This is a genomic window from Streptomyces sp. TLI_171, assembly GCF_003610255.1.
In the GTDB taxonomy this organism is placed as follows: Bacteria; Actinomycetota; Actinomycetes; order Streptomycetales; family Streptomycetaceae; genus Kitasatospora.
In genome coordinates, this window is record NZ_RAPS01000001.1 from 3561099 (window position 1) to 3580853 (window position 19755).

The 19755-nt window shown below is 74.1% G+C and carries 19 protein-coding genes and 1 pseudogene; 10 read left to right on the forward strand and 10 right to left on the reverse strand.

The genetic code is table 11. The features are described 5' to 3' along the window. Positions 1 to 108 precede the first annotated feature (108 nt). Both BX266_RS16255 and BX266_RS16260 read right to left on the reverse strand, forming a co-directional pair. On the reverse strand, positions 109 to 810 hold the full coding sequence (locus BX266_RS16255) for a metal-dependent hydrolase (protein WP_180290508.1): 702 nt from the start codon (positions 808 to 810) through the stop codon (positions 109 to 111). Between the two features lie 124 nt (positions 811 to 934). After that, positions 935 to 2119, reverse strand: a complete 1185-nt coding sequence (locus tag BX266_RS16260) for a MarP family serine protease (RefSeq protein ID WP_099900562.1) — start codon at positions 2117 to 2119, stop codon at positions 935 to 937. A gap of 145 nt (positions 2120 to 2264) precedes the next feature. Between BX266_RS16260 and BX266_RS16265 the strand changes: the two genes are divergently transcribed. Continuing rightward, positions 2265 to 3056: a DUF4389 domain-containing protein gene (locus tag BX266_RS16265; RefSeq protein WP_099900564.1), complete on the forward strand. Its 792-nt coding sequence runs from the start codon at positions 2265 to 2267 to the stop codon at positions 3054 to 3056. Between the two features lie 7 nt (positions 3057 to 3063). Here the strand turns inward: BX266_RS16265 and BX266_RS16270 are convergent, their stop codons facing one another. Further along, on the reverse strand, positions 3064 to 3768 hold the full coding sequence (locus BX266_RS16270; protein WP_099900566.1) for a CoA pyrophosphatase: 705 nt from the start codon (positions 3766 to 3768) through the stop codon (positions 3064 to 3066). Positions 3769 to 3959: 191 nt separating this feature from the next. Then, positions 3960 to 4742, reverse strand: a pseudogene (gene nth / locus BX266_RS16275) (endonuclease III); the annotation flags it as partial. A 185-nt stretch (positions 4743 to 4927) separates the two neighbouring features. Here nth and BX266_RS16280 point away from each other — a divergent pair. The 3 genes from BX266_RS16280 (at position 4928) to BX266_RS16290 (ending at position 8076) form a co-directional block, all read left to right on the forward strand. Then, positions 4928 to 5200 carry a heavy-metal-associated domain-containing protein gene (locus BX266_RS16280; RefSeq protein WP_099900568.1) on the forward strand — a complete coding sequence of 91 codons (273 nt, stop codon included), beginning with the start codon at positions 4928 to 4930 and terminating at the stop codon, positions 5198 to 5200. A gap of 54 nt (positions 5201 to 5254) precedes the next feature. Continuing rightward, complete coding sequence (locus BX266_RS16285) at positions 5255 to 7501, forward strand: cation-translocating P-type ATPase (protein WP_099900570.1); 2247 nt, start codon at positions 5255 to 5257, stop codon at positions 7499 to 7501. Positions 7502 to 7626: 125 nt separating this feature from the next. After that, on the forward strand, positions 7627 to 8076 hold the full coding sequence (locus BX266_RS16290; protein WP_099900572.1) for an iron chaperone: 450 nt from the start codon (positions 7627 to 7629) through the stop codon (positions 8074 to 8076). Positions 8077 to 8103: 27 nt separating this feature from the next. On the opposite strand, the gene BX266_RS16295 is transcribed toward BX266_RS16290, so the two are convergent. Continuing rightward, the gene (locus BX266_RS16295; RefSeq protein ID WP_099900574.1) at positions 8104 to 8955 is read right to left on the reverse strand and encodes an isocitrate lyase/phosphoenolpyruvate mutase family protein; all 852 of its coding nucleotides are present in this window, start codon (positions 8953 to 8955) and stop codon (positions 8104 to 8106) included. A 122-nt stretch (positions 8956 to 9077) separates the two neighbouring features. Between BX266_RS16295 and BX266_RS16300 the strand changes: the two genes are divergently transcribed. Beyond that, a complete protein-coding gene (locus BX266_RS16300; protein ID WP_259464720.1) occupies positions 9078 to 10067 on the forward strand; it encodes a helix-turn-helix domain-containing protein in 990 nt (329 codons plus the stop codon). A gap of 19 nt (positions 10068 to 10086) precedes the next feature. Here BX266_RS16300 and BX266_RS16305 read toward each other — a convergent pair whose 3' ends face one another. Further along, positions 10087 to 10995, reverse strand: coding sequence for a hypothetical protein (locus BX266_RS16305; protein ID WP_099900578.1), 909 nt, complete (start codon positions 10993 to 10995; stop codon positions 10087 to 10089). 154 nt (positions 10996 to 11149) lie between these two features. Between BX266_RS16305 and BX266_RS16310 the strand changes: the two genes are divergently transcribed. After that, positions 11150 to 11359, forward strand: a complete 210-nt coding sequence (locus BX266_RS16310; protein WP_099900580.1) for a DUF4287 domain-containing protein — start codon at positions 11150 to 11152, stop codon at positions 11357 to 11359. A 1-nt stretch (position 11360) separates the two neighbouring features. Then, positions 11361 to 12158: an alpha/beta fold hydrolase gene (locus BX266_RS16315; RefSeq protein WP_099900582.1), complete on the forward strand. Its 798-nt coding sequence runs from the start codon at positions 11361 to 11363 to the stop codon at positions 12156 to 12158. Positions 12159 to 12176: 18 nt separating this feature from the next. Here BX266_RS16315 and BX266_RS16320 read toward each other — a convergent pair whose 3' ends face one another. Both BX266_RS16320 and BX266_RS16325 read right to left on the reverse strand, forming a co-directional pair. Then, positions 12177 to 12617, reverse strand: coding sequence for a MarR family winged helix-turn-helix transcriptional regulator (locus BX266_RS16320; RefSeq protein WP_099900584.1), 441 nt, complete (start codon positions 12615 to 12617; stop codon positions 12177 to 12179). A 23-nt stretch (positions 12618 to 12640) separates the two neighbouring features. Then, complete coding sequence (locus BX266_RS16325; RefSeq protein ID WP_099900586.1) at positions 12641 to 13060, reverse strand: SRPBCC family protein; 420 nt, start codon at positions 13058 to 13060, stop codon at positions 12641 to 12643. A gap of 188 nt (positions 13061 to 13248) precedes the next feature. Here BX266_RS16325 and serS point away from each other — a divergent pair, with 188 nt between their 5' ends. The 3 genes from serS to BX266_RS16340 all read left to right on the forward strand — a co-directional run bounded on the left by serS (position 13249) and on the right by BX266_RS16340 (position 16605). Further along, positions 13249 to 14544 (forward strand): serine--tRNA ligase, encoded by a 1296-nt coding sequence (gene serS, locus BX266_RS16330; protein WP_099900587.1) that lies wholly within the window; start codon positions 13249 to 13251, stop codon positions 14542 to 14544. Between the two features lie 166 nt (positions 14545 to 14710). Continuing rightward, positions 14711 to 16018, forward strand: a complete 1308-nt coding sequence (locus BX266_RS16335) for a diacylglycerol kinase family protein (protein ID WP_099900589.1) — start codon at positions 14711 to 14713, stop codon at positions 16016 to 16018. 20 nt (positions 16019 to 16038) lie between these two features. Continuing rightward, the gene (locus tag BX266_RS16340) at positions 16039 to 16605 is read left to right on the forward strand and encodes a phosphatase PAP2 family protein (RefSeq protein WP_259464721.1); all 567 of its coding nucleotides are present in this window, start codon (positions 16039 to 16041) and stop codon (positions 16603 to 16605) included. Here the strand turns inward: BX266_RS16340 and BX266_RS16345 are convergent, their stop codons facing one another. Together BX266_RS16345 and kdpC are read right to left on the reverse strand one after the other, a co-directional pair. Further along, positions 16606 to 19143 (reverse strand): ATP-binding protein, encoded by a 2538-nt coding sequence (locus BX266_RS16345; RefSeq protein WP_099900593.1) that lies wholly within the window; start codon positions 19141 to 19143, stop codon positions 16606 to 16608. It lies immediately after the preceding gene. Then, positions 19140 to 19748, reverse strand: a complete 609-nt coding sequence (gene kdpC / locus BX266_RS16350; RefSeq protein ID WP_099900595.1) for a potassium-transporting ATPase subunit KdpC — start codon at positions 19746 to 19748, stop codon at positions 19140 to 19142. The genes BX266_RS16345 and kdpC overlap by 4 nt, the downstream gene beginning before the upstream one ends. Positions 19749 to 19755 lie beyond the last annotated feature (7 nt).

Genomic DNA, 19755 nt, shown 5'->3' on the forward strand with positions numbered 1-19755 from the left:
GGCGCCCGGCTCCGCCGGGAGTTGTGAGCCCCGCCGCGCAGCCCGCAACGGCCGGGGCCGCGAGGAGGACGACTCCTCGCGGCCCCGGCCGTTGCCGTGACGACCGGCTCAGGTCAGCACGGTCGGCGAGATCGCGGTGCTCCACAGCAGCAGCGCGAAGGTCGCCAGCGTCATCATCGGGACCAGGATCTTGGTCTCCACGTCGTTGCCGGTGCGCTTGATCAGCACGATCTCGTAGCGCTCCTTGTGCGGCCACAGCAGCGGCGAGCCCTGCTTGGTCAGACAGTCGCCGAGCAGGTGCGCCAAGGTCCCCAGGGCCACCGCGTACGGCAGCCAGCCCGGGGCGCTGGGCAGCCACTTGAGCATGCCGAAGGTGCCGAGCGCGGCCATGCCCATCACGGTGATCCAGGCCATCGGACCCTCGCCCGGCGGGTGCAGGCGCAGCGCGCGCAGCGCCATGGCCAGCAGGAAGAACGTCAGGCCGATGGTGAACCAGCGGCCGCCGAAGGTGATGCCGGCCCAGCTGCCGCCGCCCATCAGCGCCACGAACAGCAGCGAGTGGGTGGCGTGCCGGTGGCCGCCGGAGACCCAGGCGACGAAGCGGCACAGCACCTTGGAGATCGGGCCGAGGAAGTTGGCGATGGTGCCGTCGTGGTGGTCCAGGTCCGGCAGCAGGGCCGCGCCGGCGCACAGCACGGTGCCCATCAGGACGTCGGCGGGCTGCAGGTGGATGCCGATCAGCGGTGGGACGAACGGCGCGGTGGCCGCGAACAGCAGGGCGCCGCTGACCGCGTGCGAGTGACCCATCATGGCGTCTGACTGACCTCCCGTCGGGCTCCTTCCATGGCGGCCCGGCTGGACCGTTCGGGTGAGCGCCGCCGACGCTATCAGGCCCGGCCGACGGTCCGTCAGAGTGTGTTCGGCCAGTGGCCGGTCACAGTGCGCAACCCTCGGTGCTGACCTTGGCCCCGGCGGTGGCGCCTTGGGCGACGTCCTCCTTCACCTCGGCGGCGGTCAGCACGTACCCGGTGTCGGAACTGTCCAGCGACTTGGCGAACACCACCCCGTAGACCTGGCCGTCCGGAGTGAGCAGCGGGCCGCCGCTGTTGCCCTGGCGGACCAGCGAGCGCACCGAGTAGACGTCCCTGACCACCTGGCCGCGGTGGTAGATGTCCGGGCCGTTGGCCTGGATCCGGCCGCGGATGCGGGCGGGCTGGACGTTGAAGGAGCCGTTCTCGGGGAAGCCGGCGACGATCGCCGAGTCGTTGGTCCGCGCCTCGCCGGCGAAGGACAGCGGCGGGGCGTTCAGCTTGGGAACGTCCAGCACCGCGATGTCGCGCTGCCAGTCGTAGCGGACCACGGTGGCGTCGTACAGCTGGCCGGCGCCGCCGATCTGCACGGTCGGCTCGTCCACGCCGCCGACCACGTGGGCGTTGGTCATCACCCGGTGCGGGGCGAACACGAAGCCGGAGCCCTCCAGGGTCTTGCCGCAGGACGCGGCGGTGCCCAGCACCTTCACCAGCGAACCCTTGGCCCGCACCACGCCCGGGCTGTTGGCCAGCGCCGGGTCGGGGGCCTCCACCTCGGTGATCGGCTCCTGCTCGAACGGGTTGAAGACCTGCGGGAAGCCGTTGCGGGCGAGTTCCTTGCTGAAGTCGGAGAACCAGTTCGGGGCGTCGTCCGGGAGCGCCGACTGCACCGAGCCGAGCACCGCGGAGGTGCGGACCTGCTTGGAGACGGTCGGCATCGAGGTGCCCGCCAGCGCCGAGCCGATCAGCCAGGCCACCAGCAGCATGGACAGCACGTTGACCAGCGAGCCGCCGATCGCGTCCAGGGTCTTCACCTTGCCCTGGCCGATCCGGCCGCGGAGCTTCCAGCCGAAGTGCGTGGTGATCGCCTGGCCGATCGCGGCGAGCACGATCACCACCACCACCGCCACCACTGAGGCGGTGGTGCCCGGCGACAGGTGGCGCAGCAGCAGCGGCAGCAGCTGGACGGCGATCAGGCCGCCCCCCAGGAAGCCGAGCACCGAGAGCACGCCGACCACGAACCCCTGCCGATAGCCGGATACGGCGAAGCCCAGTGCGGCGGCGATCAACAGGAAGTCCAGGACGTTCACCCGGATACCCTCCCACGTCCCGCCGGGCGGGGGACACCGGTGCCCGGCCGTCGCCCGATCGGGTCAGCCCGGCGGGCACCGCGCCCGGATTGGTTGCGACGGTCTGATCATCCGCACATCTGACGAGCGCTCAGGGAGTCGTGCCATGGAACAGCCCAGGTGGGACGTGCCGGTGGTGGACCGCACCGAGTTCCAGCCGGCCCTGGACGTCCCGCCGCCCGGGCCGCAGAACCGCCTCACCGTGCTGCTGCGCCTGCTGCTGCTGATCCCCCAGTTCATCGTGCTGTGGCTGCTGTCGGTCGTCGCCTTCGTGGTCGTGGTGATCGGCTGGTTCGGCGCGCTGTTCACCGGGCGGCTGCCCCGCTTCGCCGCCGAGTGGCTGAGCGGGTTCGCCGCCTACGACACCCGGGTCTACGCCTCGATGCTGCTGATGGTCGACCGCTACCCGCCGTTCCGCTTCGACGCCCCCGACCACCCCGTGCGGATCGAGCTGCGCCCCGGCGAACCGCTGAACCGCCTCGCGGTCTTCTTCCGGCTGCTGCTGGCGATCCCCGCCGCGATCGTCCAGGGCCTGCTGCAGACCGGCTGGTGGGCGGTGTCCTTCATCAGCTGGCTGATCGTGCTGGTCCTCGGGCGGATGCCGCAGACCCTGTTCGAGGCCACCGCCGCCGTGCTGCGCTACCGGATGCGCTTCCAGGCGTACCTGATGATGCTCACCTCGGCCTACCCCAAGGGCGTCTTCGGCGACCCGGCGAAGTCCGAGCCGGCGCGCTCCGCGACCCGGCCGCTGGTGCTCGGCGGGGGCGCGAAGGCGCTGCTGGTGATCTACCTGGTGCTCGGACTGGCCGGATCGGCCGCGAGTTCGGCGAGCAACCAGTGGAACGACGAGGACGGCACCGTCTCGACCATGGCCACCCTGCGGGCGCCCTCGGCCTGACCCGGCGTCAGGAGCCGTGGCGCATCGAGAGCGCCACGGCCTCCTCGGACAGCTCCACCGTGCGGCGGGTGTCCCAGGGCCGCTCCAGGCCGCTGAAGTGCAGCACCCGGTCGATCACCCCCGCCGTGAACCCCCACACCAGGCGGCCCGCCACCTGGAAGGCGGGCCCGGTGAAGCCCGACGGGTGCCGCAGCTTGGCGCGGTTGGCCGGGTCGGTCAGCTCCGCCAGCGGCACCCGGAACACCGCGCCGGTCTCCGCCGGATCCACCACCGCGACCGGCGACTCCCGCCGCCACCAGCCCAGCACCGGCGTCACCACGAAGCCGCTCACCGGGATGTACAGCGCGGGCAGCCGCGCGAACAGCTGCACGCCCGACGGGTCGAGGCCGGTCTCCTCGGTCGCCTCGCGCAGCGCCGCCGCGAGCGGGCCCGCGCCCGCCGGGTCGCCGTCCTCCGGGTCCAGCGCACCGCCCGGGAAGGACGGCTGCCCCGCGTGCGAGCGCAGGCTGCGGGCCCGCTCGATCAGCAGCAGGTCCGGCCCGGCCGGGCCGTCACCGAACAGCATCAGCACCGCCGACGGGCGTCCGCCCTCGGCCGGGGGCAGGAACCGGCTCAGCTGCTCGGGCACCGCCCGCTCGGCGGCCTCCCGCACCGGCAGCAGCCACTCCGGCAGGCCGTCGCGGACCAGGGCGGGCGCAGGTGGGGTCGTCATCCGCGGCCTCCGGCGGTCTTCGCGACGGCGGTCTTCCCGGCTGCCGCCTTCTTGGCAGCGGGCTTCCTGGCTGCGGGCTTCCTGGCTGCGGGCTGCTCGGCGCCGGCGCTGTCGGCGGTGGCGCTCTCGGCGGGCAGGACGTCCGGGTCGGTGTCCGGGAGCGGGTGGCCGGCGGCGAGCTCGGCGCGGGCGGCGGCCTCGCCCGGGTAGTCGGCCGGCGGGCGCAGGCGCTGGCCCGGCTGGCCCGCCAGCTCGTACTTCAGCAGCTTGCGGGCCTGCTCCGGGTCGGTCTCGCCGGTGCCGTACGACGGGCAGAGCGGCGCGATCGCGCACGCCCCGCAGGCGGGCTTGCGGGCGTGGCAGACCCGGCGGCCGTGGAACACCACCCGGTGCGAGAGCATCGTCCACTCCGACTTCGGGAAGATCGCCATCACCTCGGCCTCGACCTTCTCCGGGTCCTCCTCGACCGTCCACCCGAAGCGGCGGGCCAGCCGTCCGAAGTGGGTGTCGACGGTGATCCCCGCCCCGCCGAACGCGTTGCCGATCACCACATTGGCCGTCTTCCGGCCCACGCCCGGCAGCGTCACCAAGTCCTCCAGCCTGCGCGGGACCTCGCCGTCGAAGCGGTCGCGCAGGGCGATGGACAGGCCGATCAGCGACTTCGCCTTGGCGCGGAAGAAACCCGTCGGCCGGATGATCTCCTCCAGCTCCTCGGGGACCGCCGCCGCGAGGTCCTCCGGCGTCGGGTACGCCGCGAACAGCGCCGGCGTCGTCTGATTGACCCTCAGGTCGGTGGTCTGCGCCGACAGCACGGTCGCCACCAGCAACTGGAACGGCCCGTCGAAGTCCAACTCCGGGTGCGCGTACGGGTACAGCTCCGCCAGCTCACGGTTGATCCGCCTAGCCCGCCGCACCATCCCCAGGTGCGTCTCGGGCTTCTTCCGCCCGACCTTCGCGACCTTGCTCTCTGCCATGCACGAAGGCTACGCCGAACCGCCGGGGGTGCGGCCACGATTCGCTCGCGCCCCCGCGCCGAGGGCGAGGCCGGCGGGGGCGCTCCGGGCGGTGCGGGATTGCTTGCGCAGGATACCCCCAGGGGTATAACTGAACTCAGAACGAGATACCCCCACCGGGTATCCAGCGACCACCGGAGGCCCCCATGTCCTGCTGCTCCACCGACGGCACCTGCTCCACCACCGCGACCGCCACCGCCCCGGCCGCCGTCACCACCGTGTTCACCGTTGCCGGAATGACCTGCGGCCACTGCGAGCAGGCCGTCGGCAAGGCGGTCGGCGCGCTCGACGGCGTCGCCGCCGTCCGGGTCGACGTGCAGGCCGGCCTGGTCAGCGTCGACTCGGCCGCCGAACCGGACGAGGTGGCGGTGCGCGCCGCGATCGACGAGGCCGGCTACCAGCTGACCGGCCGGGCCTGACAGCACCCGCCCGCCCCGGCCGCGGGCGGGGGTCCGAGACCACGAGGAGCCCTGATGACCACCCAGGCAGCACCCGCCTCCACCGAGGTGGAACTCCGCATCGGCGGCATGACGTGCGCGTCCTGCGCCGCGCGGATCGAGAAGAAGCTCAACCGCATGGACGGCGTGCAGGCCAGCGTCAACTACGCCACCGAGAAGGCCAAGGTGGTCGTCGACGGGCCCGTGGGGATCGCCGACCTGATCGCCACCGTGGAGGCCACCGGCTACACCGCCGCGCTGCCCGAGCCCCCCGCCGCCGCGGCCCCCGAGCGCGGGCCCGCGGACGAGCTGGCACCGCTGCGGCAGCGCCTGGTCACCGCCGTCGCGCTGGCCGTGCCGGTGATCGCGATGGCGATGGTGCCGGCCCTGCAGTTCGACAACTGGCAGTGGCTCTCGCTGACCTTGGCCGCCCCCGTGGTGACGTACGCCGCCTGGCCGTTCCACCGGGCGGCCTGGACCAATGCCCGGCACGGCGCGGCGACCATGGACACCCTGGTCTCGCTCGGCACCGGCGCCGCGTTCCTCTGGTCGCTGTGGGCGCTGTTCTTCGGCGACGCGGGCATGACCGGGATGCGGCACGGCTTCGAGTTCACCGTCGCCCGCTCGGACGGCGCGTCGAACATCTACCTGGAGGCGGCGGCCGGCGTCACCGCGTTCATCCTGGCCGGCCGCTTCTTCGAGGCCCGCTCCAAGCGGACCGCCGGCGCCGCCCTCAAGGCCCTGCTGGAACTCGGCGCCAAGGACGTGACGGTCCTTCAGGACGGGCGCGAGGTCCGCATCCCGGCGGACCGGCTGACGGTCGGGGACCGGTTCGTGGTCCGACCCGGCGAGAAGATCGCCACCGACGGCACCGTGGTCGAGGGCAGCTCCGCCGTGGACGCCTCGATGCTGACCGGCGAGTCCGTGCCCGTCGAGGTCACCGCCGGCGACGGCGTCACCGGCGCGACCGTCAACGCGGGCGGCCGGCTGGTGGTGGAGGCCACCCGGGTCGGCGCGGACACCCGACTCGCCCGGATGGCCCAACTGGTGGCGGACGCACAGAACGGCAAGGCCGCCGCCCAACGCCTCGCCGACCGGATCTCCGGAGTGTTCGTCCCGATCGTGATCACCCTGGCGCTGGCCACCCTCGGCTACTGGCTGGGCACCGGCGAGGGCTGGAGCGCTGCGTTCACGGCGGCGGTCGCGGTGCTGATCATCGCCTGCCCCTGCGCACTCGGCCTGGCCACCCCGACCGCCCTGCTCGTCGGCACCGGCCGCGGCGCCCAACTCGGCATCCTCATCAAGGGCCCCGAGGTCCTGGAGAACACCCGCAAGGTCGACACCGTCGTCCTCGACAAAACCGGCACCGTCACCACCGGCCGAATGACCCTGACCGCCCTGCACACCACCGACGACACCACCGAAGACCAGGCCCTGCGCCTCGCCGGCGCCCTCGAACACGCCTCCGAACACCCCATCGCCCGCGCGATCGCGGACGCCGCACAGCAACGGCTCGGCACCCTCCCACCCGTCGAAGACTTCACCAACATCCCCGGCCTCGGCGTCCAAGGCACCATCGACGGCCACACCGTGGTCGCCGGACGCGAGGCACTCCTCGCCGACCGGGCCCAGCACCTGCCGCCCGCCCTCGCCAAAGCCAAGACCGCCGCCGAGCAGGCCGGGCGGACCGCGATCGCGGTCGGCTGGGACGGCACGGCCCGAGCCGTCCTGGAAGTCGCGGACGCAGTGAAACCCACCAGCGCGCAAGCCATCACCGAACTGCGCGCCCTCGGCCTGCGCCCCGTCCTGCTCACCGGCGACAACCGCCTCGTCGCCGAAACCGTCGCCACCGAGATCGGCATCCCCACCCACGACGTCATCGCCGAAGTCCTCCCCGAGGACAAGGCCGCCACCATCCGCAACCTCCAGACCGAAGGCCGCACCGTCGCCATGATCGGCGACGGCGTCAACGACGCCGCCGCCCTCGCCCAGGCCGACCTCGGCCTCGCCATCGGCACCGGCACCGACGCCGCCATCGAAGCCGCCGACCTCACCCTCGTCCGCGGCGACCTCCGCTCCGCCGCCGACGCCATCCGCCTCTCCCGCCGCACCCTCACCACCATCAAGGGCAACCTCTTCTGGGCCTTCGCCTACAACACCGCCGCCATCCCCCTCGCCGCCGCCGGCCTCCTCAACCCCATGATCGCCGGCGCCGCCATGGCCTTCTCCTCGGTCTTCGTCGTCGGCAACAGCCTGCGCCTGCGAAGCTTCAAGGCCCGGTGAACCCGTCGAGGCGTCCGGCCCGGGATCCGTCCCGGGCCGGGCCGGTCAGTTTTTGAGAAGCCGGACGGCGGCCCCGGTTCCTACGATGAAGAACGTCAACGAGGCACGGCAACGGGAGAGACGACATGGCGGGCACCGAGAAGCACGAGGGTTTCACCGCGGACGAGCGCGCGGCGATGAAGGAGCGCGCCAAGGAGCTGAAGGCGGAGTCCAAGCGCGCCTCGGCCGCGGCGAAGGCCGCCGAGGCGGAGCAGGACCTGCTGGAGAAGATCGCCGAAATGCCGCACGAGGACCGGGTGCTGGCCGAGCGCTTCCACGAGATCGTCACCACCGTTGCGCCGGAGCTCGCCCCGAAGACCTGGTACGGCATGCCGGCGTACAACAACAAGGACGGCAAGCCGGTCTGCTTCTTCCAGAGCGCCGCCAAGTTCAAGTCCCGCTACGCGATGATCGGCTTCAGCGACAACGCCAAGCTGGACGACGGCGACATGTGGCCGACCTACTTCGCCATCGCCGACCTGGGCGAGGCGGAGGCGGCGCGCCTCTCCGACCTGGTGAAGCGCGCCGTCAGCTGACCTGCCGTCACCTTCCGAACGCCCTGTTCAGCGCCCGCTGAACAGGGCGTTCAGGGTGCCGTAGTCCTGCGTGCCGTCCAGCGCGCCCAGGGTGCCCGGGCCGAGCAGCTCGACGGCCGCCCGGTGGGCGGCGGTGTAGGCCGCCTGGGCGAGCGCGGTGCCCAGGCTGATCCGGCGCACCCCGGCGGCGGCGAGCTCGGTGACGGTCGGGCCGCCCGGGACGGCCATCGCGTTGACCGGCAGCGGCGAACGGTCCGTCAGCTCCTTCAGCGCCACCAGGTCGACCAGCCCCGGCACGAACAGCGAGTCCGCGCCCGCCGCCGCGTACGCCTCGGCCCGGCGCAGCACGTCCGCCGGGCGGTCCTGCTCCGCCCCGATCCCGAACAGGTGAACGTCGGTGCGGGCGTTGATCAGCAGCTCCGGCAGGCCGGCCGCGACGGCGGCCGCCCTCGCCGCGGCCAGCCGGGCGGCCTGCTCGGCGACCGGGAACAGCGGGCCGCCCGGGGAGGTCGAGTCCTCCAGGTTGATGCCGACCGCGCCCGCCTCGACCACCGCGCGGACGGTCGCCGCCACGTCCTCCGGCGCCGCCCCGTAGCCGCCCTCGACGTCGGCGGTGACCGGGACGTCCACCGCCACGACGATCCGGCGCACCGCCTCGGCCATCGCCGCCCGGTCCAGTCCGTGGCCGTCGCCGCGGCCGGCCGACCAGGACACTCCGCCGCTGGTGGTGGCGACGGCCTGCGCGCCCGCCGCGGCGATCACCGCGGCGCTGCCCGCGTCCCAGGCGTTGGGGAGCACCAGGACCGCCGGGGCGGCGGAGAGGGCGCGGAGCCGGTGGGCGAGCTCGGTGGAACGGGTGGGGAGGGCGCTGGAGGGCATGTCGGCAACCGCTTTCCGGACGTGTTTCTGCGGACGGTTCGATGCTGCCCGATGCGGGCGGCCGGTGGGGATTGATTAAGCTCTGGCCGAATCGTCGGACAGTCGGTGCGGAGGTGGGCGCGGTGCGGACCGGGTTGCCGCTGTCGGTGGGCGACCTCGCCCTGACCAGGTTCGCGATCTCCCCGATGTGGGAGGTGGTGACCAGCTACCGCGCCCTCGCCGCCGACCCCGGGCCCGAACCGCTGCGCCGCTGGGCCGCCCAGGTCCGCCCCCGGCTGGCCCCCGCCGGACTCGACCGCGGCTGGCTCGCCGACCTGATCCCGCCGCAGGGCCACCTGCCGGACTTCCTCAACCCGGTGCCGGACGACCGGATCACCGACTTGGCGGGTGAGTTGACGGCCGTTCGGGCCGCCGGGCCGGAGCTGGTCCGGCACGACCTGGACTGCCTGCGGGCGGACGCCCCCGGCGGGCTGCCCGCGCGGCTGCGACTGCTGGAACGCGACCCCGGCGAGGCGCTGCGGCGGATCAGCGCCGAGATCGAGACGTACTGGCAGCTCGCCCTCGCCCCCTACTGGTCGCGGATCCGCGCCGTACTGGAGGCGGACGTCCTGCAGCGCGCCCGGCACGCCGCGGAGCACGGCAGCGCCGGCATGCTCGGCGACCTGCACGGCACGGTGCGGTGGGCCGACGGCACCCTGCACCTGTCGCAGCGGCACTGCGCCGTCACCCGGATCGCCACCGGCGCCGGGCTGCTGCTGATCCCCTCCGTCTTCGCCTGGCCCCGCCTGCTCACCCGGACCGTCACGCCCGATCCCCCGCAGCTCTGCTACCCGGCGCTGGCCGCCGCGACCGTCTGGGAGACCCGCCCGCACCCCCGCGCCGAAGCCCTCGCCCCCGTGCTCGGCCGCACCCGCACCCGTCTGCTCACCGAACTCGACACCCCCGCCTCCACCACCGAACTCGCCGCCCGCTGCGCGCTCTCCCCCGCCGCGATCTCCCAACACCTCACCGCCCTCCGCACCGCCGGCCTGGTCTCCTCGCACCGCGCGGGCCGGGCGGTCCTCTACGCCCGGACGGCCGTCGCGGACGGGTGGCTCGCCGCGATGCCCTGAGCACGGCGCCACCCGGGAGTCAGCGTGAGTAGGCCCGGAGGGTCAGCAGAGCGGCGAGGGTGACGCCGGGGCGGGCCTCGTTCTCGGTGGCGGCGGACCACCGGGCCCAGTTGATGGGCCAGCCGCCGTCGGGGAGTTGACGGGAAGCCAGGTGGGCCAGCCCGCGGTCCAGTTCGGCGGGCGTGAACCAGCTGTGGGCGAGGCTGTCCGGACTGGGTGCGTAGTCGTGCGGGAGGTGGAATTCGCCGGGCGCGTAGCCGGGGGCGAGCCGGACCTGTTCGGGCCGGTCCGGGTCGAGCAGCACCAGGTGCTGGTCGCGGACCGCCTCGCCGAGCCGGGCGGCCTGTTCGACCGCCCAGTCGCGGTCCGTCGCGGCGTCCAGGTATCCGACGGCGGTGATCACCTCGTACGGGTGGGTGGTCCCGATCGCCTCGATCGCCCGCCGGCAGAAGCTCTCCGCTCCGGTCAGCCAGGGATGCCGGACACCGGCGGCGAGCAGCGGCGCGGTGATCTGGCCGGTGGCGAGGAGTTCCGCGGGCGGGTCCTCGGCGATCGGCAGGAACGGCGGGTGGGGGAAGCGGCGCAGGCTGGGCAGGACGGCGGGGACGCCGCCGTCCTGGGTGGTCCAGGTGGCGGCCCAGTCGCAGAGTTCGCGTCCGCGTTCGCCGCCGAGGGCGCCGGCCTCGGCGAGGATCCGGGCAGCGGCGCCGGCCGCGAGGGGCTGCGCGGCGGGCCCGCGGACGTCGGGCTCCAGGCCGTACGCCCAGCCGCCGCCGGGGGTGCGGTAGGCGTCCAGGGCCGCGAGGACGCCCGCCGGGTCGGGGGCGGCGCCGAAGAGGTGGGCGAAGCGGCGCTGCTCCAGGACCCGGCCCGCCGTCCACAGGTAGTCCGCGGCCCGTTCGATGATGCTGTCGTCGATCCATGCCATGCCCCCGACGGTAGGGGCCCGGGCGGCGGGCGGTCAGCAGCGAACCGGCCGTCCCGGGAAGTCCGGGGAAAAAGTTTCGCGGGACCGATGAGTCCCGCCGGTGCGTGTCGTCCTTCCCTGTGACGGCACGCGGAGCGAACGTACGGAGCACGAGATGAGCGTCAAGGGACCGGCGAGCTACTTCCCCTCGATCGAGCAGAAGTACGGGCGTCCGATCGCCGAGTGGCAGCAGTTGATCGTCGACTCGCCGCTCACCAAGCACATGGAACTGGTCGGCTGGTTGAAGACCGAGTACGGGCTCGGCCACGGCCACGCGAACGCACTGGTCGCGCACACCCTCGCGACCGGCCAGAAGGGAAACTGACGTGACCGAGTACGTGACTTCCGCCGACGGCACCCGGATCGCCTACCAGGCGGCGGGCGACGGCCCCGCCGTGGTGATCGTGGACGGCGCGCTGTGCCACCGCGCGTTCGGGCCGTCCGGCGGCCTGGCCGCACAGCTGGCGGACGGGCACCGGGCGTTCAGCTACGACCGGCGCGGCCGGGGCGAGAGCGGCCCCGGCGGGGAGTACGCCGTGGAGCGCGAGATCGAGGACCTGGCCGCCGTCGTCGCCGCGGCGGGCGGCAGCGCGACGGTGCTGGGGCTGTCCTCCGGGGCGGCGCTCGCCCTGCGGGCGGCGGGTGCGGGGATCGGGGTGGCGCGGGTGGTCGCGTACGAGCCGCCGTTCAGCACCTCGGACGAGCAGCGGGCCCGCTTCAAGGACTACCGCGCGGGCGTCGAACAGGACGTCGCGGGCGGGGAGTTCGGGGCGGCGGCGGTCCGGTTCATGACGTTCGTCGGGTCGCCCGCGGAGATGGTCGAGCAGTTGCGCGAGTCGCCGGTGTGGCCGGCGTTCGAGGCGGTGGCGCCGACGCTGGTCCACGACGCGGACGTCCTGGACGGCGCGGAGGGAGCCCCGGTGCCGGCCGCCCGCCTCGCCGAACTCGCCGTCCCCGTGCTGTTCCTGGACGGCGGGCTGAGCCCCGCGATGCTGCGCGACGCGACCGCCGCGGCGGCGTCCGCCACCCCCGCCGCCGAGTACCGCACCCTCGCGGGCCAGACCCACGAGGTCGCCCCGGAGGTCCTCGCCCCGGCCGTCGCGGAGTTCATCGCGCAGGACTGACGGGCCCCCGGGCGCCCTCTACTGCGTGCCCCGGGCGAGGCGGCGGAGGAGGGCGCCGGTGGTGGCGGGGTCGCCGGCCCGGGCGAAGAAGGCGTGGTCGACGGCCTCGACGGCGGGGATGGCGGTGCGGGCGAGGGCGATGCCACGGGGGGTGATGCGCAGGCGCCGGGCGCGGGTGTCGTCGGGGTCGGTGGTGCGGTCGAGCAGCCCCTTGGCTTCGAGTTTCCGGACCACCTGGGAGGTGGTGCGGACATCCGTGCCGGCCTGCCGGGAGAGTTCCTGCTGGTTGGGCGCCGTGCCCTGCTCGTTGAGCCACCAGGCGCAGGAGAGCAGGACGAACTGGGGGTGCGTCAGGTCCAGCGGGGCGAGCGCGGCGGCGACCTCGCGCTGCCAGCGCAGGGTGGTGTGCCACAGCCAGAAGCCGGGGCTGTTCGCCGGTCCTTCGGTCAGTCCGTCCATGGGGGTCACCCTCCCACGGCCTGTCAGGCGGTGGTGGCGCGGGCGAGCAGCCCGGCCATCGCCTCGGGGAAGTCCTCGGTGATCATCGGGCCGATCTCGGGGCCGAGCCGCGCGGCGTCCGGCCCGTGGATCTCCAGCCGGTGGGCGACCCGGGTGCCGCCGGCGGGCAGGGCGGTGAGGGTGTGCGAGAAGTGCAGGGTGACGCCGCCGAACTCGGTCCGGTCGGCGTAGACGCGGTCCGGCTCGATCCGGGTGATGACGGAGACGATCGGGTCCTGGCCGGTCGGGGTCATGCTGACGGTGCTGCCGACCTCGAACGGGCCGTTCAGGGTGACGGCGTCCATCGAGGTGTCCCAGTCCGTCCAGTGGTCGAGGTCGCTGAGCACCGCCCAGACGGCGTGCGGCGCGGCGGTGGTCTCGGCGGTGTGCTCGTGCTCCCACATGGCGTGTCCCCTTGCTCGGTCCCGGTTCCAACTAATCCACACGGAGATTATCTACGCAGAGACTATCTCGCAAGGGGTCGGCCCGAGCACCTCGCGGGTCCCGGCGGGAAAGGCGCTGCACCGCGTTCTGCGCCCCTGCTACGGTCGGGGCAAATCCAGCTTGGCCGTACCGAGGAGAGCAGACTCCGATGCATGATGCCCGCGCCCTGATCGACCTGGGGGACGAAGCCGTCCGGCTTCTCGCACGTCGCGGCTACCGGCTCGACCTGTCCGCGCTGGAGGCGCTGCAGTCCCGCCGCAACAGCGGCATCCAGGCCGGCGACGAGCTGCGGGCGCGCTCCAAGCAGGTCGCCCAGGAGGTGCAGCGGACGGCGAAGCAGGGCGGGGACGTCGGCGAGCTGAAGGACACCGCCCGCGCGCTGAAGGAGCAGATCCAGCAGAACGAGGCTGATCTGGAGGGCGTCCAGCAGGAACTGACGGACCTGCTGCTGACGATCCCGAACCTGCCCTCGGACGACGCCCCGGACGGGTTCTCGGACGAGGACGCCCGCGAGCTGCGCCGGGTCGGCGAGCCTCCGCGCTTCGCGTTCGCGCCCAAGGACCACGTCGACCTGGGCGAGGCCATGGGCATCATGGACTTCGGCCGCGCCACCAAGCTGTCCGGCTCGCGCTTCAGCGTGCTGCGCGGCACCGGTGCGGCGCTGGAGCGGGCGCTCGCCTCGCTGCTGCTGGACCTGCACACCCGCCGGCACGGGTACGTCGAGCACGCGGTGCCGTACCTGGTGAACCGGCGCACCATGACCGGCACCGGGCAGCTGCCGAAGTTCGAGGCGGACCTGTTCAGGACCGGGGTCGCGGACCGGGACCTGTTCCTGATCCCGACCGCCGAGGTCCCGCTGACCAACCTGTACGCGGACGAGATCGTGCCGCCGGCCGAGCTGCCGCTGGCGCTCACCGCGCAGACGCCGTGCTTCCGTTCGGAGGCCGGCTCGTACGGCCGGGACACCCGCGGGCTGATCCGGCTGCACCAGTTCTCGAAGGTGGAGATGGTGCGGATCTGCGCCCCGGAGCAGGCCCGGGAGCAGATGCTGCTGATGGTCACGCACGCCGAGGCCTGCCTGCAGGAGCTCGAACTCGCCTACCGCGTGGTCGCCCTGGCGGCCGGCGACACCGGCTTCTCCGCGCAGCTGACGTACGACCTGGAGGTGTGGCTGCCCAGCCAGGACACCTACCGGGAGATCTCCTCGGTCTCGGACTTCGGCACCTTCCAGGGCCGCCGGGCCGGCATCCGCACCCGGGACGGGAACGGCAGGCCGACCGCGGCGGCCACCGTCAACGGCTCGGGCCTGCCGCTGGGCCGCACCATCGCGGCGGTGCTGGAGCAGCACCAGCAGGCGGACGGCTCGGTGCTGCTGCCGAAGGCGCTGCACCCGTACCTGGGCTTCGCCCGGATCGCCGCCGACGGCACCCCCGTCGAGGAGTAGAACCCGCCGCACGGGCAAGGCGCGTGGTGGCCCCGGACGGGGCGGCCACGCGCCTTTCGCCGTCCGGGGCCCGGTCGCCGGGTCTGCCCGGAGGGTGCCCGGCGGGACCGTCCTCGCGACGTCGCCGCGCCGGGCGAGGTCGCTGACGGGGCGTTACCGTCGGGGAATGGGAGAGGCGGTGCGGGCGAAGTGGTTGGCGCGGGCGTCGATCGGGTGCGGGCTGGCGGCCGTGCTGATGCTGGCGGCGGGAGCCGGGCTGCGCGGGGCACTGGTGGTGGCCGTCGGACTGGTGACGCTGGTGCTGATGGGCGTCGGCGGGTGGTGGGCGCTGTCCCGGCGGGGGCCGGTGCGCTGGCTGGGGGCGGCGCTGGCGGTGGCCGCGCCGAGCGGTGCGGTGGTGCTGTACGTGGGCGGCGGGACGTGGCCGTGGGTGCTGGGCGTGGTGGCGCTGTGGGCGGTCGGCCTGTCGCTGGCCCGGGCGGCGCTGCGGGCCGGGCAGCGGGTCCGGCCGATGGCGGAGCGCGAGGTGGACCCGCCGCGCAAGCCGGTGCTGATCATGAATCCGAGGTCGGGCGGCGGGAAGGTGGAGAAGTTCGACCTGGCCGCGAAGGCCCGTGAGCTGGGCGCCGAGGTGGTGCTGCTGGATCCGACGGACCATCAGGACGTCACCGAGCTGGCCGAACGCGCGGTCGCGGACGGCGCGGACCTGCTGGGCGTGGCGGGGGGTGACGGCACCCAGGCGCAGGTGGCGCAGGTCGCCGCCCGGCACGGGCTGCCGTTCCTGGTGGTCTCGGCCGGGACCCGCAACCACTTCGCGCTGGACCTGGGCCTGGACCGCACCGATCCGGCCCGCTGCCTGGACGCGCTGACCGACGGCGTCGAACTCCGGGTGGACCTGGGCGAGGTCGCGGGCCGGGCGTTCGTCAACAACGTCTCCTTCGGCACGTACGCGGAGATCGTCCAGCACCCCGACTACCGCGACGCCAAGGCCGCCACCACGCTCGCCCTGCTGCCGGACCTGCTGGTCGGCTACGGCGGGGCGCAGCTGGCGGCGGAGGTCGGCGGGCAGCGGCTGGAGCGGCCGCAGGCGGTGCTGGTCAGCAACAATCCGTATGACGCGGGGGACTTGACGGACCCCGGGCGGCGTTCGCGGCTGGACCGCGGATGGCTCGGGGTGCTGGGAGTGAAGGTGGACGGTGCGGCGCAGGCGGCTGACCTGGCGCTGCGGGGTACGAGTGCGGAGGCGGTGACGACGCTGATGGGCCGTGAAGTGCTGGTGACGGCTGATGCGGAGAGCATTCCGGTGGCGGTGGACGGCGAGGCGCTGGAGCTGGACGTGCCGGTGCGCTGCGTGATCCACCCGGCGGCGCTGCGGGTGCGGGTGCCGCGGGACCGGCCGGGCACGGTCGCGCCGGTGCCCGCGCTGAAGTGGAGCCGGCTGGCCCGGCTGGCCGCCGACGGGGGTGCGAAGTGAGGGCGTCGAGGCGTTGGGCGGTGGCCGGGCGGAACGTGGTGACGGACCTGTCGGCGGTGGACCTGGCCGTCTACACGGCGGTCGCCGCGACGCCGACGCCGACCCTGGACGAGGGGCTGCGCCGGCTGTCGACGGCCGCGAACCACTCGAAGCTGTCCATCGCGGTGGCCTGCGGCCTGGCCCTCGCCCCCGGGCTGCCGCGCCGCGCGGCGGTGGTGGGGCTCGGTTCGGTGGCGGTGGCCTCGGCGGCGGCGAACCTGCTGGGCAAGTCGCTGGCCCGCCGACCGCGGCCGGACCGGGTCGCGGGCCGGGTCCCGGAGGCCCGGCACGTCCCGATGCCGGAGTCCGCGTCCTTCCCGTCCGGGCACACCGCCTCGGCCTTCGCCTTCGCCACCGGCGTCTCCGCCCTGCTGCCCTGGGCGGCCGCCCCGCTCGGCCTGCTGGCCCTCTCGGTCGGGTACTCCCGGGTCCACACGGGCGTCCACTACCCGGGGGACGTGATCGCGGGCGCCCTGCTGGGCACGGTCGCGGGCAGCATCGTCGCGGGCGTGGACACCCACTGGCCGGGCCGGCCGGGCGGCCGCTGATCAGGCGGCTCCCCCGGGCGCCCCGGCCGCGGGCAGGGTGAGCAGCATGGTGGTGCCGCCGCCGGGCGTGTCCTCGACGTCGAGGGTGCCGCCCATCGCCTCGGCGAGGCCGCGGGAGAGCGCGAGCCCGAGGCCGACGCCGGTGGTGTTGTCGGTGTCGCCGAGGCGCTGGAACGGCAGGAAGATCCGGTCCCGGTCGGCGGGCGGGATGCCGGGGCCGCGGTCGACGACCCGGATCTCGACCCGGTCGGCGTGCGCGGAGGCGGTGACCAGGACGGGCGCGCCGGGTGCGTTGTGCCGGCAGGCGTTGGTGATCACGTTGGCGAGGACGCGTTCCAGCAGCGGCGGGTCGGCGAGCACCGGCGGGGCGGTGTCCAGGCCGAGCGGCTGGACGGGGGCGTCGGGGTCGGCCAGCGAGTCGAGGGCGGCGGGCAGGACCTCGTCCAGGTGGGTGGGCCGCAGGTGCAGGGTGAGGGCTCCGGCCTGCAGCCGGCTCAGGTCGAGCAGGTTGTCGACCAGCCGGGTGAGCCTGAGCAGGGACTCGTCGGCGAGGGCCAGCAGTTCGGCCCGGTCCTCGTCGGAGAACTCGACCTCGGGGCTGCGCAGCGAGCCGACCGAGGCGAGGGCGGCGGCCAGCGGGGTGCGCAGGTCGTGGCTGACGGCGGCGAGCAGCGCGGTGCGCATCCGGTCGGCGGCGCGGATCGGTTCGACCTCGGCGGCGGCGGTGGCCAGCCGGTCGCGTTCCAGCGCGGCGGCGAGGTGCGCGCCGAACGCGACGAGCACCCGGTGGTCGGTGTCGGACAGCCGGCGCCCGGTGAGCAGCAGCAGCGCGTCCTCCCCGACGGCCAGCTCGGTGGTCTCCGGGCCGGCGCCGCTCGTTGACGTTGCGTCGGTCCTCGCGACCGGCTCGCCGGTCGCCCGGTCCAGCAGGGCGGCGGAGTCCAGGCCGAACGCGGTGCGGGTGCGTTCCAGCAGGGCCGGGACGGCGTCGGCGCCGCGCAGCACGGAGCCGGCCAGGGTGGAGAGGGTCTCGGCCTCGGCGGTGGCGCGGGCGGCCCGGGCGGTCTGCCGGCCCGCGTGGTCGACGACGGTGGAGACGCAGAGCGCGACGGCGGCGAACACGGCGAGCGCGATGAAGTTGTTGGCCTCGCCGATGGTGAAGGTGTGCACCGGCGGGATGAAGTAGTAGTTCAGCAGCAGCGAGGCGACCAGGGAGGCCAGCAGCGCGGACAGCGCGCCGCCGAGCAACGCCACGGCGACCACGCCGAGTTGGAAGATCAGCGCGTCGGTGGTGAGGTTCAGCGCGGTGTGCGACTGGGAGAGTGCGACGGTCAGCAGCGAGGGCACCGCGACTCCGGCGGCGAACCCGAGCAGGGTGCGCCGCCGGGAGTGCCGGCGGCCCAGCGCGGGCAGCCGGCCGCGGCCGGTGAACGCGTGGGTGACCATGTGGACGTCGATGTCCGCGGACCGGCCGACGGTGGTCTCGCCGATGCCGGGTCCGGTGAGGAAGCGGTTGACCCGGCCGCGCCGGCTGGTGCCGAGGACCAGCTGGGTGGCGTCCCGGGCCCGGGCGAAGGCCAGCAGCGCCTCCGGGATGTCGTCGCCGACCACCACGTGGTAGCTCCCGCCGAGGGACTCCACCAGGCCGCGCTGCTCGGCGAGTCGACCGGGCGAGGCCCCGGCCAGGCCGTCGCTGCGGCTGACGTGCACGGCCAGCAGTTCGCCGCCCGCGGTGCGGTCCGCGATCCGGGCGGCGCGGCGGATCAGGGTGGCGCCCTCGGGGCCGCCGGTGAGCGCGACCACGACGCGTTCGCGGGTCTCCCAGACCCGGTCGATGTTGTGCACGGCCCGGTAGTCGCGCAGTCCCTCGTCGACCCGGCCGGCCAGCCACAGCAGGGCGAGTTCGCGCAGCGCGGTCAGGTTGCCGACCCGGAAGTAGTTGGCGAGCGCGGCGTCGACCTTCTCCGCCCGGTACACGTTGCCGTGGGCCAGGCGGCGGCGCAGCGCCTGCGGGGCCATGTCGACCAGCTCGATCTGGTCGGCGCAGCGCACCACCTCGTCGGGGACGGTCTCGCGCTGCGGAACGCCGGTGATCTTCTGGACGACGTCGTTCAGCGACTCCAGGTGCTGGATGTTGACGGTGGTGATGACGTCGATGCCCGCCGCGAGCAGTTCCTCGACGTCCTGCCAGCGCTTGGCGTGCCGGCCGCCGGGCACGTTGGTGTGGGCGAGCTCGTCGACCAGGGCGAGTTCGGGGCGGCGGGCCAGCAGCGCGTCCAGGTCCAGTTCCGGGAACTCGGCGCCGCGGTACTGCCGTACGGTGCGCGGGAGTTGCTCCAGCCCGTCGAGCAGCTCGGCGGTGCGCGGCCGGCTGTGGGTCTCCAGCCAGCCGACCACCACGTCGGTGCCGCGCTGCCGGCGGCGGTGCGCCTCGTCCAGCATCCGGTAGGTCTTGCCGACGCCGGGGGCCGCGCCGAGGTAGACCCTCAGCCGGCCCCGGCGACGAGCGGGTTGGCCGGCGGTGTGACGCTCCGTCACCTCAGCTCTGCCACGGCCTGGTTGAGCGTGACCACGTTGACGCCGGGCTGGCCGAGGAAGCCCAGCGAGCGACCGTCGGTGTGCTTCTCGATCAGCTGGTTCACCGTGCCGACCGGAAGGCCTCGCTCCCTGGCCACCCGGCCCGCCTGCTCCTCGGCGTAGGCGACCGAGATGTGCGGGTCGAGACCGGAGCCGGAGGCGGTCAGCGCGTCGGCGGGGACGCTCGCCGGGTCCACGCCGTCGAAGGCGGCGACGGCGGCGCGGCGTTCCTCGACGGCCTTCAGCAGTCCCCCGCTGTTCGGGCCCAGGTTGGACGCGCCGGAGGCGGCCGGGTCATGGCCGCCGGCGGAGGGCCGGGGCTGGAACCACTTCGGGTCGGGCTGCGACGGGTCGTCGGCGTTGGCCTTCGGCAGGTCGAAGCCCTGGCCGAGCAGGCTGGAGCCGACCTCCTTGCCGCCGGTCTTCACGATCGAGCCGTTCGCCTCGGAGGTGAAAGCGAGTTGGCCGACTCCGGTGACCAGCAGCGGGTAGGCGATGCCGAGGATCACGGTCATCACCAGCAGCATCCGCAGCGCGGTGAGGTGGGTACGGAGAAAAGTGGGCATGGTCGCT

Excerpts from the sequence above, each read along its gene's own strand:
- BX266_RS16320 (WP_099900584.1), bottom strand. The coding sequence starts at position 12,617 with ATGGACGGACTGACCGAAGGACCGGCGAACAGCCCCGGCTTCTGGCTG.
- BX266_RS16295 (WP_099900574.1), bottom strand. The coding sequence starts at position 8,955 with ATGCCCTCCAGCGCCCTCCCCACCCGTTCCACCGAGCTCGCCCACCGG.
- BX266_RS16280 (WP_099900568.1), top strand. The coding sequence starts at position 4,928 with ATGTCCTGCTGCTCCACCGACGGCACCTGCTCCACCACCGCGACCGCC.
- BX266_RS16335 (WP_099900589.1), top strand. The coding sequence starts at position 14,711 with ATGGGAGAGGCGGTGCGGGCGAAGTGGTTGGCGCGGGCGTCGATCGGG.
- BX266_RS16305 (WP_099900578.1), bottom strand. The coding sequence starts at position 10,995 with ATGGCATGGATCGACGACAGCATCATCGAACGGGCCGCGGACTACCTG.
- BX266_RS16265 (WP_099900564.1), top strand. The coding sequence starts at position 2,265 with ATGGAACAGCCCAGGTGGGACGTGCCGGTGGTGGACCGCACCGAGTTC.
- BX266_RS16325 (WP_099900586.1), bottom strand. The coding sequence starts at position 13,060 with ATGTGGGAGCACGAGCACACCGCCGAGACCACCGCCGCGCCGCACGCC.
- BX266_RS16270 (WP_099900566.1), bottom strand. The coding sequence starts at position 3,768 with ATGACGACCCCACCTGCGCCCGCCCTGGTCCGCGACGGCCTGCCGGAG.
- BX266_RS16285 (WP_099900570.1), top strand. The coding sequence starts at position 5,255 with ATGACCACCCAGGCAGCACCCGCCTCCACCGAGGTGGAACTCCGCATC.
- kdpC (WP_099900595.1), bottom strand. The coding sequence starts at position 19,748 with ATGCCCACTTTTCTCCGTACCCACCTCACCGCGCTGCGGATGCTGCTG.
- BX266_RS16255 (WP_180290508.1), bottom strand. The coding sequence starts at position 810 with ATGATGGGTCACTCGCACGCGGTCAGCGGCGCCCTGCTGTTCGCGGCC.
- BX266_RS16290 (WP_099900572.1), top strand. The coding sequence starts at position 7,627 with ATGGCGGGCACCGAGAAGCACGAGGGTTTCACCGCGGACGAGCGCGCG.
- serS (WP_099900587.1), top strand. The coding sequence starts at position 13,249 with ATGCATGATGCCCGCGCCCTGATCGACCTGGGGGACGAAGCCGTCCGG.
- BX266_RS16310 (WP_099900580.1), top strand. The coding sequence starts at position 11,150 with ATGAGCGTCAAGGGACCGGCGAGCTACTTCCCCTCGATCGAGCAGAAG.